Below are 12,241 nucleotides of genomic sequence, written 5' to 3'. Positions count from 1 at the left end.
CGGAGCCGCATACGACAGCAGCCATGGAACAGAGAACGACCGTTCTCAAGGAATTACCACCCCACATTTTGAGCATCCTCCCCAATCGATGCCGTTTTGGCATTCGTTCTACATAACAAGCGTTATGTCGGGCCGGATTTATCACGCTCGCGTTTGCTACACAACAACTGTTGTGATTTATTTGTGACCGAGATGCGGCGCGTCCAGTCGAACGCTGGCGCGCCGGTTCATCTCTGATCGAAAACAGGAGAAACTGATATGCGACGGCTATCCATCGTGTTCGCGGCCGCGGCCCTCTTCGCACTCAACGCTTCCGCATCGGCCGGACAGGTCCCCGAATCCGGTTACTTTCTGACGCAAGACAAGGCCGGCATCGTCAAGCTCGAATCGTGCGGCAGCAACATCTGCGGGATTCTGGTGTGGGGCCAGGACTTGAAGGACGGCGAACTGGACCGGGGGAATCCGAACCCTGCCAAACGCACTCGCCCGATCTGCGGCATGGCCGTACTTCAATTCGCACGGTCCGGCGACGATGCCTCCGCCTACGATCCGGCGACCGGCAAGACCGAGCGCGGCTTCAAGGTGACTGGTGATGCGTCCAGGCTGCTGCTTGGCGGCAGCGACGGCGAGACTTGGACGAAGACGTCGCAGCCCAGCCAGCGGTGCCGCTAAGCTCGCATGTGATGAGAGGCTCCGACCCGCTCCTGCGGTCAAGCCTGACAAACAGAACGTCCATGCGCCGGAAGCGCATGGACGTTTCGATTTTCTAGTCCGCGTGTACCAGGCGCAGGATTTCGGCAACGATGGTCTTGCCGTGTGATGGCGTGATCTCGTGCGCCATCGTCGCGAGCGACACGAAGCGACTGCCGACAATCCGCGTAGCCACATCCCGGCCATGGGCGATCGGGAGCAGCGGATCGAGCTCGCCGTGAATGACCAGGCATCGCGCCTCGATCTGGTCCAACAGCCGCCAGCGGCGCCGGTCCGCCAGGATCGCCGCGTATTGGCGCGCGACGCCTGCGCCGCCTGGCCATCCATAGGCCGTCGAACGCGTGACCCGCACTGCCAGCTCAACCGCATCTTCCACGTGCAGCGGCCCCGCGATCATGCGACGGAACGCATGGGCCGAGGCGATCCCGGCCTGGAGATTGTCCGGCTCCCGGCTGCTTAGCGCCCGCCGGACATCGTCGCGCGGCGGAGGCAGCCCCGGCGCGCCTGACGACGACATGATCAGGGTCAGCGACCGCACCCGATGGGGATGGATCAGCGCGATCTGCTGCGCAATCATTCCGCCCATGGATGCGCCGACCAGATGGGCGGCGGGGATGTTCAGCGTGTCCAGCAGCGCCACCGCGTCGGACGCCATGTCCGCGACCGTGTAGGGCGACCTGGCCCATTGTGGCAGCCGCAGCGTGCTGCATAGCCACAGGCGCAGCAGCGGCGGCGTCCCCAGATGATCGAAACGCGGCGAACGGCCGACATCGCGGTTGTCGAACCGGATCACCCGGCAGCCCGCGTCGGTAAGCCCGTTCACCATTGCAGCGGGCCAGTCAAGCAGGGTCTGGCCCAGGCCATGAATCAGGAGGACGGGAATGTCGGTGGACTTTCCATCGCTCTGCCAAACGAGCCTCGGGCGGTCGGACGTTGGCTCAATATCTCTCATGCGAACACCTCGACGTTACCTTGCCTTGCGTTGCGTTGCGTTCTGTTGGACAGGGCGGCACGGTGCTCATCACCATTATGCCGCCGGTTCGAAACCTCGAGCCGCGAGCGGGTGGACGGTTGCCTCGCACGACCGAGTGCTAGGCGAGTCCGCTGATCGGGGTGAACGTCAGCGGAAGGGCTCGCGCATCCTGCGGACTGAAAGGCGCGGTCAGGTGGTGTTGCGCGCGCGTCCGCAACGCCGGATTGATACGCCGCAATGGATCGTGATCCATCCCGGCGCCTTCGATCTCCCGCAGGGCGGCAATTGCCTCCCCGCGCCGCCCCAGACAGTCGTGCGCAATGGCCGACAAATAGGCCGCCTCGGCCCGCTCGCCATGGGACTGCAACGTTTCCTGCGGCATCAGCAGCGCCTCGAGCGCGGCCGTGAAACGCCCCTTCCGCAGCAATAGCCTCGCGTAAAGGCGCCGCAATCCCGAGTCCTTCGGATCGACGTCGATCGCGAGCTCGAGCGCGCGCTGCGCCCGGTTGCTTTCGTCGGCGGGCTGCTCGTCGAGCGCGCGCCGCGCCGCCAGCGCTGCAACGAGTGCGTCCCATCCGCCGACATCGCCAGGGGACGGCGTGATCGGCGCACGCGTGCGGATCTCTCCCCCGCGAAAGGCGTCCTCGAGGTCGAAGCCAATGTAAGGTCCGTCGCCGGTGGGCACGCTGGCGGCGCTGACCCAGATCCGCTGCGCAACCGGATCGGCGATCGCCGACATCACCGTCAGCGCGCTCGCAACTGTCTGTCCAAGCGACCGGTGCCCCCCGCAGCACGGATCGAAGCGATCTGCGAGAACATCCGCCACCCTGGCGGGTGTCCACTGGCTGGGGACGGCGGCGTCCTGCAGGCGGCGGAAACGGGCGAGCGAGTTGCGCGCCTCGTTTCCGGCCAGCGTCAGATCGCGCCAGGAGCAATCTGGCGCGGCCATGAAATGATTGGCGCAGCCGAGCAGCCCCTTGGTTGCCGCACGCGCGAACACGCCTTCGCCGTCGCACTCGAACACCGCGGCGTCGTCGCGACCTCCGTCGGAGACCACAAAGGCGAATGCCCCCCACCGCGGGGAGGACCGCAGCAGATCGCCCGCCGCGCTCACACTGTCCGCTGTCCGCAGCAGCGCATGCTCGAGGGCGGTGAAGCCGATGCCGGCCGGCGCTGCATGGCGCGAGAACAGAATGTGGCCGCCAACGGCAATGCCGGCGGCGTTAATGCCAAAGCTCGCTTTCAGCAGCCCGGCGGTGCCGACCCGCACATGCGGCAACGCACCTGGCATCCGGACCACAGACACCGTCGGCACGGCGTCCCAAAGTCCCGCCCCATCATAATCCTGGTTCTTGCCATGCAGCAGCCGACCACCTTCGCTCCGGCTGCCATGGACAACGAGCGAGGTGCACTCACCGGACGGCTCGGCAGCCTCCAGCGCCGCCAATACCTGAAGGATCTCCGAGCGGCAGGTCGCGCGCATGACGACGTCGAGGGGCAGATCGGCGCCGCGGGCAACTCCCTCCAGCTCCGCCTTGAAGTTATTGTCGAGACCCGCCGCCAGTTGCTTGTAGAGGCCATCGAGAACCCGCCGGACGAGGCCGTCCTGGCCGGCGGGGAGCGCCGACAGGATGTCGGCGAATGCGCGATCGCCGCCGAACACGGGCGCGCAACCGCGGGCAATCTCGGTCTTGAGTAACGTGCCGTGCTGCAGGCCGACCTCGAACGGATCGCCTTCCAGCGTGAGCACGTTTAGACGTCCGACCCGCGATAGCGTGCCGGCACCGCATCGCGCGACAATCAGAAGTGTCGTCACCCTAGCCTCCATGCGCCAGTGACAGCTCACCGTGGGCGAGGAGATCGGCGCCAGATGCAAAGCCACAGAACGGAGCGAACAGATCGAAGAACCAAGCGGGATCGATCACTTCCTCCGGCGTCAGAACCCCGGCGGGCGGCCGCTCTGCCCGCGCAAACAGATGCAGCGCCAGTCCGAGCGGAACGCCGGTCACCCCGCTCATGCCTCCGGAAGGCAGGCCTCGCAACCAGGCGGCGGAAACCACGGGCCGGCCGGCCGTCTCGCCGCGGACCCATCCGAATAGCGACGGCACATAGGCGCCGCCAGAACGTTTCGCCCCCGAATCCCGGTTCGACTTCTCTATCTCGCGCGCCGCTTCCTTCAGCGACAGGATCTTCTGGTCGACGAGGGTCTGCAACACGCGAAGGCTGGCGAAGGAGCGCTCGTTGGCGCTCGTCATGACATTCCCGCAATCCTGCAGTCCGCCGAAGACACGCGGCAGCGTCACGGCTTCGGGATGGCCGACGCTCCAGACCAAGAGTCGACCATGGCCGGGAAAATCGATTTCTCGGCGCTGCAGCGGCTTCACCAACACTTGCGCGCCGCCGCTGTGGACGCGGATATTGCCGGACAATTGCTGCATCCAGTGAACCAGGGCGGCGCTCGGCTCGTCCGAGGGCGGCTTGGCGTTGCCGGTCGCCTCCTCCGCGCCATCGATCGACCAGCCGGTCAGGATCTCTTGCGGCCGCTGCACCATTCGCGCTGCGGCCACCGCTAACAGGTTCGTCAGCCCCGGACTGGCTCCCATGCCCAAGATCGCCGTGACGCCGCGCGCCTTGGCGCGGGCGTCGAGCGCCAGCATTTCCAACGTCGGCTCCCAATCATCACAAATGTCGAGATAATGCGCCCCGGCCGCGATCACCGCCTCCAGCACCGGGACACCCAGCTCAAAAAACGGCCCCGAGGCGTTCATCACCACATCGGCGCCATCAAGCAGCGTGGCGAGCGCCCGCGGATCGCGCACATCGACGTGAAACGCACGTGCCTTCGGCGGATGTCGCGCCGCGACCTCCTCAGCGCCAGCCAGGTGACGATCGGCCACCACGACTTCGCGCACGAAATCGAGATCCACGGCTACTCTCACTGCCGTGCGCCCCATACCGCCCGCCCCGCCTAACACAACGACTCGCATAACAACCAATCTCCTTCGAAACCATGGAAGAAACTTACACAACAGTTGTTATGTTTGTCTATCCTCTGCTTGCCGAAACTGAGGCCACCTCAACAAGCATTCCAGCGCTCGAGCCGCAGCCACGAGGAGCATCTGCGCCCGCAGAGCTCCGACAATGTTTCCGAATCCGTCCGCATTGACCGCGGGCTGGCGCGCATACGGCGAACGCTCGCCGGACGATTAAGAGAGCTACTAGCGGGTGGCGATGCCAATCCCGATCTAGATCAGGAGGACGAGGCCGCCGCACTTGCAAGCTTCATCGATGGGCTCGGACTCCATGCCTTGATTTCGCCGGAAGCCTTTACGCCTGCCAAGCGAAGATCACTGCTTGAAGGGTTCTGTTCCCGTTGGCGCGCCGGCGCAAAGAAACGTTCAGCGCGGCATGCTTAACACTACCAAGCTCAGTACACGATAGGCCACCTGTCCGCAGACTGCGGCGGTCGACTGCGGGTGAGTTGACGGTGGCAGCGATCCAACTCCGCTAACCGACGAGACCTGCAAGCCCGGGTCGCGTCGTCGACAGCACCTCCGCGTCCCGTTTGGCAAGGCAATGCTTCTCAGGGCGCCGCCCAGGTCATCAATGCAAACCGGCGCACTGTTGAACGAGGCGCCACCCGCCGACTTCGCTTACGTCGACGCCCCCGATGACAATTCGGCTGCTCCGCTCGCTGGCACACAGCAGGCCCCCTGCTGGTCTGCAGATCGCCTGGGCCCTCCCGCTTCGAGATCGCTGCGAACGCTTCGTCGGTTTCGTTCCGGCGGCAGATCATTAGCTGGATTGGCAGAAAAGAAACCGTTCGGCCTTAACGTAAACCCAGCGTACTCGACTGGCATAACCGGGAAATCTTCAGGTTTGCAAACGTGCGTATGACCGAAGGTATGCCACACAACGATGTCTGCGTTATCGATGTTGCGATTCTGCCGAATGTATCGCGGAAGACCATCTCCCCCGGCATGAACATTCGGATAGTCGCCGCTCGCGTATTTCTCCGCAGGGTCATAGGCGGTCACCCAGACATGCCTGGTCGCGAAACCGGCCCGCTTGTGGACTGAACTGCCCTCCTGAGCAAGCATCAGCGGACCGGGCGTGACGATCAGCTTGTACCCGGTTGCCTTCCCGACGGAGTTGATAGCGGTGGGATTGACGATTTTCCAATAGGTGCCACGCTCGCCGTCCGCGTTGGAAGGAGCGTCCAGCTCGCGCGTGAGAGGGCGCGATTTGACATCGAACACATTGCCATGAGGATTCTCCATGCCCCAGGGCCGCGGCACGAACTCATGCTTCGACACCGCATTTCCACCGCCATCAAGATCCATGTGCATGCGGACGTTGAAGAAATGTTGATGCGTCGGACCACCGAGATTGTCATCGACCACACCTCCCCAACGATACGTCTCTCCCGGCATAATCGCCGCCGTCTGGATGATTCCCGTCAGCTTCGCCTCGAATTGGATCGTTCCGTCCTGGTAAAGATACCAATAGAACCAATAATCATAATTCCCGACGGTCGCGAAAAAGCTGATCACCAACCTGCGGGACCTCCTGACCTCGAACAAGCCGTTACGGAACTCGTAGTGCTTCCATAAGACGCCATAGTCCTCTTCGTGCATGCAGATCGCATTCTTCATGATCTGCGGCTCGCCGAAGCACGATGCGGTCGACACGTCAAAGTATTGGATGTTGCCGAGACAATCGCAACCAAGCTCAAGCGCATTTGCGAGCATGCCCAAGCCATACTCACCAGCATCGAAGGCGGATTTCCAGTAGTGGTTGGTCGAAGGGTCCGCATATGGCACAACCATCTCGGTCACGCTCGCACGATGGATGATCGGACGTTCTCGACCCTGGTCCCGATACGCGAGTTGATGCAGCACCAGCCCTTCGCGCGGCGTAAAGCCGATCCGAAAGCACCAGTTTTGCCACTCGACGGACCACCCGTCGACCTTGAAGCTTGGACCATCAGGTTGCTCGATATGAAGTGGCTTGATGTCAGGTCGCGGCGACGTGTTCAAGTGGCCAGCATAGTTTCTCTTCTTGCTCGGAATCGGAACGACCGGGTCATCATCGACCAGATCGACCACCCGCCCAAGAACGAGATCGACGACCGCTACAACCCCCTCGATCGGGCGTGCATAGGCGTTGTCCTGAACGTGATCCCTGAAATAGCTCACCGCACGGACGATCCGGCGACCGCGCTCGAACTCGTTGTCGAAGAACCCTGACGAAAATGGATCAATCTGCGTCAAGGACATCTGTTCGTCGGTCAGACCACGGCGGCGCATTGCGGCACACCAGCCGGCGTCTGCCTTCACGATCGCTTCACAGCGCACAACGTCTTCAAGCATTATCGGTGGCTGACCGTAAGGCGCCTCCGCAGTAGGCAAGCGTCGTGTTTCCCTGATAGATCGCGCGCCCACATCAACAATGTGTTCGTGCGCCGCGCCATTGGAGATATCTAACGTAACGACAAACGCCAAGCGAGGGAGAGGTTCACCGTCGGCAAAGCGGCGGAGTTCCTGTTTGCCCGGTTCCTCAAGACGCACCACCGGGAACCGGCAACCATCCAAGTCGCTCGAGCTTGCTTTGACGATGTCGCAAGCGGCTTTGATTTCCTCAGGATCGAGGGGATCCAGCGGATACTTGATCGGTTGCCGTCCCTCACTCGGGTGTTTCGTCTGGTCCATTTTGACTTCCCCCATATCGCCCACAGCGAGTGTCTCGTCTCGGGTCCCCATCCCGGCAGACAGGCGGCATTCCGGAACCGAAGCGTCAACAATTTACACAACAGTTGTTATGTTTGTCCAGCCTGCCAGCGAGCGGACTCCAACGCGGCCCGTGAACCTCCACGTCGATCGGCGCTGCAGGAACGGGCGGGCCTCCGCCGCCAGGACCGAGCCTGCCGGCAGGCACGCCGCCCGGAAGCCAGTGGAACGCTGTAGACCTCAACAGCGGACGCGGTTCACGACACGCTTGGCGCCTATCGGGATAGCAGCTGCCCCACCCTGCCCATTGCCGCCGGGCCGCCGCACGACAGCGCCCATTCGAGAAGCGCCTGCCGAACCGTCATGGTTGGAATGCCGTGCAAGGCAAGCCGGTTGAAGGCGAGCGGGCGATCGGCTTCCCGCCTCGGCACCGAGAGATCCGCAAGCACGCGAACGTCATATCCCTGAGCACCCGCTTCAAGGGCTGCAATCAGCACATCCTCCTCAAGCCATGCGCCCCCCAGGAACACAATGCCAGCCTCCCCCGTTGCGAACGACAGCGCGTCTGAACCATCCCGCCACAGGCGCCAAGGATCGACATCCGCGACAGAAAAGAATGTGTCACTCTCTGCCAGTCCCGTGGCATCGTTTGCCCCAACGACGCAGGTACGAATGCCGAAGATGTCGTGAGCCGCCGATAGCAATGACATACTGCTCAGCCACTCTTCCGAATACTGCGCAACTTCGTATGCTACGCAGCGGGCAGGATGAATCAGCAAGACGCGGCTATGACGCGGGTCGGCCAGCATCACGTCTGCTTCAGGTCTGAATGTTCAGCGATGTCTCTAGCACCGGCCCTACAACGCGTGCTTGGCGATACATCGTCGCCAGCACCTCATCTGAATCGTGCAAATAGCCCGCGAGCGCCATGGTCGTCCCGATCGGACGTGGTGACGCGATACGCTCAAGCGGCCAGCCTGCGCGCCGGAGCACACGCTCCATTCGCAAATCGGTTACGGTCACGATCGACTTTGCATCGACGGCACGAATACCTTCAATCATCGCGGCGAACAGCATGAACGTGGCACGGTTCAAACCATGTCGAGCCGAGTCCTCGCCCAGACTTGTATCGACGCAAAAGCGGGAACTCTCAAGAATCGTGTCGCTGCGTGGCATGGGGTGTCCGTCCAACAGCGCCGAAAATGTCTCTCCGAGCATCGTGGGTGCCGTAGTCGGCAGCAATCGGACGCATCCGACGACATCGTCGTTGTCCGACAGCACCAGGAGATAGAAGGGATTCAGCGCATCGAAGACGTCAAGTTCGAGCCCCCCGGAGACAACTACATTCCAGTTCAGGCGATCCTGAAAGACCCGACCGCGTAGCTGATACATAGCCTTGAGCAGACCAAGGTGGCGGCCGAACTGGTGGCTTCGAAGCGCAACGGCTTTCATCATGACCTCTCGCAAATGACACAGAGATCATAAGACCAGAGCGCAACCGCTGGTTCGCCTGTCAAATTCTACAGGAGACAAGCTGGAGCCAGCTAGGAGATCCAAATAGATCAAGCAGGAACCAGTAATCGCGGGTCCACAACGCAGGTACCTGCTTTGTCTATGCGGGTAGTTCTGGTCGGCAAGAAGTCGCCGATCTCGCCGCGCCTACGACGTCGGCCACATTCGGGCCTTTGCTTGAGGAGGGCCACCGATCGATTCGCCGCGATTGACCACCCTCTCGGTCGAGGAAGCGCGCCGCCGCCGTCTAAGGCCAAATCGCGTTCAGCAAATCCAACCGGCCGAGTGCCCCGTCATGCATGAGCATTCGAGCCAGTCTCGGCGTCTGCGTGGGCCGAGGGGATAATGAAGTTCAACAGCTACCAAGTGCGGCTAGCCAAGGCGACGCAGCACCTATCATCCGCGCGCTCTCTTGCGCGCATGAGTCGTTGTGGAATTCGCCTTCCAAGGCCAGGCTGTCCACGTGAACGTAATGCAGCCACCGCACCAAGCGCCACCAAAATCGCTGGCATCGGACTGGCTAGTCTTACAAAGAACCGGCTGGTCAGGCGAGCTCCTCGGCTTGTTTCGCCTCGGCGTCATACAACCGGATCTGCAATACCGGAAAGCGGCGCTTCAGATCCCTGGCGCCAGCCTCGGCGCCCTCTCTCGTCATGAACTCCGTCTTCACGTGGCCATCGACTATTAGCGCGTAGCTATTGTCCGGCAGGCTATTCGACCGATTCGTCCGCAAGGTCCCAGTCCAGTCGCTCCGAGTTACGGTGAGTCTGCACGCCAGGGCAAGAGCGCGGGTTCTGGACGAGACGACAATGGCAGGTAACGCTACTGGATTGCTGTGCCCTCGCCGTCGGGCGCGGCGCCACAAACGGCTACGTATGGTCGCACCCGTCGAAGAACGTACCGAAGAGTCTCGCTTGCTAACCACCACTGCCACGGCTCTTGATCCACACGGCAGCAGCGCCGATCAGCGCTGTCAGCACTCCGCTCCACCAGATCGACCGCGGCCGCGCCGCACTGATCGAGCTGAGGTACAGAAATGCTCCGAGCACGACACCATAGTGCTTGCGAAACTCGCCGCTTCTGCGAGCGATTTCAACGAGGTCCGAAGACTTGGCCTGCTGATCTGCCATTGCGGCCCCCTCATCTGCATTCAGACACCATGAGATGATACGAGTGAGTTGGGTATCGCGTCGAGTCTTATTTCGCCTTTTCCGAATTTTGTGATCGAAGTGCACTCCAGCGGCGCGAGGGATCGAAGCCGCCGGCCGTGACGCGAAGCGGCGCGGTCCACGCGAGCCCGGCCGCATCCTGCGGCGCGCGAGACTGCGCTGCATCGCAAGCCCAGTTCCAGCAATGCCTGCCTCTGCCGATGCCCGCGGACTGGCGACCTATCCACAGGCGCTGCGATACCTGGCCGATCCGATCGGGTAGACTCGCTGGTCACATATCACAACGCCCCTATCCCATCGGCGCCCGACATGACCCTTCAACCAACCCTTGCCGAGATCGCCGGCATGCTGGAGCAATCGCCCGACTACCGGGTGCTGCGCCGGCTGGTTCCACGTGTCGAATTCGCACCGCGCAGCGGACAGCCGGAGAAGACCGCGATCCTGCTCGACGTCGAAACCACAGGCCTCGATACGGCCAAAGACGAGATCATCGAGCTCGGGATGGTCAAGTTCAGCTATCTGGCTGACGGAAGGATCGGCCGGGTGGTCGATACCTTCAGCTGTTTCAACCAGCCGTCGATCGCAATTCCCGCCGAGATCACCGCACTGACCGGCATCACCGACGAGATGGTGGCGGGCCACAGCCTCGATGAAGAGCATATCAACGCGTTCGCGTCCGATGCGGTCGTCGTCATCGCCCACAATGCCGGTTTCGATCGCAAGTTCATGGAGCGTTACGCGCCCCTGTTCGTGCTCAAGGCCTGGGCCTGCTCGGTCAGCGAGGTCGAATGGCGCCGACACGGCTTCGAGGGATCGCGCCTGTCCTATCTTTTGGTGAAGGCCGGCCTGTTTCATGAGGCGCACCGGGCAGTCGACGATTGCCAGGCGCTACTCGAGATCCTGGCAATGACCCTGCCCGAGCTCGATCGCACCGTGCTCTCGGTCCTACTCGAGCGCGCCCGCCGCAGGACGATCAGGATCTGGGCCGAGCAGTCGCCCTTCGAACTCAAGGACGCGCTCAAGCGGCGCGGCTACCGCTGGAGCGACGGCGCCGATGGCCGGCCGCGGTCCTGGTACATCGACGTCGATGATGGCAATCAGGCCGCCGAGATCGCGTATCTGCAGGAAACCATCTATCAACGGAACGCCGGAATCCGGACCCAGATCCTGACCGCGTTCGACCGTTTTTCCGCGAGAATCTGAACGCCCCCGCGCGTCAGCCGGGAAACTGCGGTTGGATCAGCGATACGATCATCCGTCACCCGCCCTTGTGAAGCCATGATTGAATTGCGAGATCTCGCCTATGTCCGGCTCGGCGCCTCCAATCTCGAGGATGCGCAGAGTTTCGCAACCAGAAGCCTCGGCCTGCAGATTGGCGAGCAGGCGAAGGCTGCACTCTATTTGCGCCCGGATGACCGCGCGCACACGCTCTGCTATTTCGAAGGCGATCCGCGGGATCAAACGGTAGCCTTCGAGGTCACCGACGAGGACAAGCTCAATGCTGCCGGCGCGACACTCGATGCGCTCGGCCATGCCGTCCACGCCGGCACAGCAGACGAGTGGGCGCTGCGCAAGGTCAAGGCCTTCATCGGGTTCAGGGACCCGACTAGCAACCAGGTCGAGCTCGTGGTGCGTCCCGAGCGCAGCGGGAAACGGTATTTTGCGACCCGTGACGCCGGAATCACGGGCTTCAGCCATGTGGGTCTGTTTACTACCGATCCAGTGCGGGACGAGCAGTTCTGGACCCAAGTCTGCAACGCCCGGGTCAGCGACCGCATCGGCGACATCGCATTGATGCGCGTCAATGCGATCCATCACACCGTGGCACTGGCGCCAGGACGAGGCCCGGGCGTTCATCACATCAACCATCAGGTCGAGAGCAACGACGATGTGTTGCGCTCATACTACCACCTGTCCGGTCAACGTGTTCCGATCGTGTTCGGTCCTGGGCGCCACCCGACCTCCGGTGCACGCTTCCTGTATTTCCAGGGCCCCGACGGCATGGTTTTTGAATACTCCGTGGGCGTCGACGAGATCGAGGACGAGGAAGGTCACAAGCCGCGACAGTTTGGCTTCGAACCATCTAGCCTTTGCATGTGGGGCGCGAAATCGGCACGTCCACGTTAGCGATACCGATAGCGCGCCCA

12 protein-coding genes are annotated in these 12,241 nt (G+C 62.4%); 4 read left to right on the top strand and 8 right to left on the bottom strand.

Features of this window, described 5'->3' with window-relative positions:
• Nucleotides 1-258: 258 nt before the first annotated feature.
• Nucleotides 259-672 (top strand): DUF2147 domain-containing protein, encoded by a 414-nt coding sequence (locus tag ACVIGA_RS37615; RefSeq protein ID WP_456670010.1) that lies wholly within the window; start codon nt 259-261, stop codon nt 670-672.
• Between the two features lie 94 nt (nt 673-766).
• Here the strand turns inward: ACVIGA_RS37615 and ACVIGA_RS37610 are convergent, their stop codons facing one another.
• The 3 genes from ACVIGA_RS37610 to ACVIGA_RS37600 all read right to left on the bottom strand — a co-directional run bounded on the left by ACVIGA_RS37610 (nt 767) and on the right by ACVIGA_RS37600 (nt 4,671).
• Nucleotides 767-1,663: an alpha/beta fold hydrolase gene (locus tag ACVIGA_RS37610; RefSeq protein WP_456670009.1), complete on the bottom strand. Its 897-nt coding sequence runs from the start codon at nt 1,661-1,663 to the stop codon at nt 767-769.
• Between the two features lie 139 nt (nt 1,664-1,802).
• The gene (locus ACVIGA_RS37605; RefSeq protein WP_456670008.1) at nt 1,803-3,500 is read right to left on the bottom strand and encodes a C45 family autoproteolytic acyltransferase/hydolase; all 1,698 of its coding nucleotides are present in this window, start codon (nt 3,498-3,500) and stop codon (nt 1,803-1,805) included.
• Between the two features lies 1 nt (nt 3,501).
• Nucleotides 3,502-4,671, bottom strand: coding sequence for a saccharopine dehydrogenase family protein (locus ACVIGA_RS37600; protein WP_456670007.1), 1,170 nt, complete (start codon nt 4,669-4,671; stop codon nt 3,502-3,504).
• 45 nt (nt 4,672-4,716) lie between these two features.
• Here ACVIGA_RS37600 and ACVIGA_RS37595 point away from each other — a divergent pair, with 45 nt between their 5' ends.
• Entirely contained in the window at nt 4,717-5,100 is a 384-nt protein-coding gene (locus ACVIGA_RS37595; RefSeq protein WP_456670006.1) for a TetR family transcriptional regulator C-terminal domain-containing protein, read from the top strand.
• A 237-nt stretch (nt 5,101-5,337) separates the two neighbouring features.
• On the opposite strand, the gene ACVIGA_RS37590 is transcribed toward ACVIGA_RS37595, so the two are convergent.
• The 5 genes from ACVIGA_RS37590 to ACVIGA_RS37570 all read right to left on the bottom strand — a co-directional run bounded on the left by ACVIGA_RS37590 (nt 5,338) and on the right by ACVIGA_RS37570 (nt 10,055).
• On the bottom strand, nt 5,338-7,395 hold the full coding sequence (locus ACVIGA_RS37590) for a primary-amine oxidase (RefSeq protein ID WP_456670005.1): 2,058 nt from the start codon (nt 7,393-7,395) through the stop codon (nt 5,338-5,340).
• Between the two features lie 293 nt (nt 7,396-7,688).
• Nucleotides 7,689-8,222, bottom strand: coding sequence for a hypothetical protein (locus tag ACVIGA_RS37585; RefSeq protein WP_456670004.1), 534 nt, complete (start codon nt 8,220-8,222; stop codon nt 7,689-7,691).
• 10 nt (nt 8,223-8,232) lie between these two features.
• Nucleotides 8,233-8,868, bottom strand: a complete 636-nt coding sequence (locus ACVIGA_RS37580; RefSeq protein ID WP_456670003.1) for an acyl-homoserine-lactone synthase — start codon at nt 8,866-8,868, stop codon at nt 8,233-8,235.
• 601 nt (nt 8,869-9,469) lie between these two features.
• Complete coding sequence (locus tag ACVIGA_RS37575; protein WP_456670002.1) at nt 9,470-9,595, bottom strand: hypothetical protein; 126 nt, start codon at nt 9,593-9,595, stop codon at nt 9,470-9,472.
• 247 nt (nt 9,596-9,842) lie between these two features.
• On the bottom strand, nt 9,843-10,055 hold the full coding sequence (locus tag ACVIGA_RS37570) for a hypothetical protein (protein WP_456670001.1): 213 nt from the start codon (nt 10,053-10,055) through the stop codon (nt 9,843-9,845).
• A 348-nt stretch (nt 10,056-10,403) separates the two neighbouring features.
• Between ACVIGA_RS37570 and ACVIGA_RS37565 the strand changes: the two genes are divergently transcribed.
• The gene (locus tag ACVIGA_RS37565) at nt 10,404-11,297 is read left to right on the top strand and encodes a 3'-5' exonuclease (protein WP_456670000.1); all 894 of its coding nucleotides are present in this window, start codon (nt 10,404-10,406) and stop codon (nt 11,295-11,297) included.
• Between the two features lie 75 nt (nt 11,298-11,372).
• A complete protein-coding gene (locus ACVIGA_RS37560) occupies nt 11,373-12,221 on the top strand; it encodes a VOC family protein (RefSeq protein ID WP_456669999.1) in 849 nt (282 codons plus the stop codon).
• The last annotated feature ends 20 nt before the right edge of the window (nt 12,222-12,241 follow it).

Source organism: Bradyrhizobium sp. USDA 3240 (genome assembly GCF_054063295.1).
This window is presented reverse-complemented; position numbering and strand designations above follow the sequence as displayed.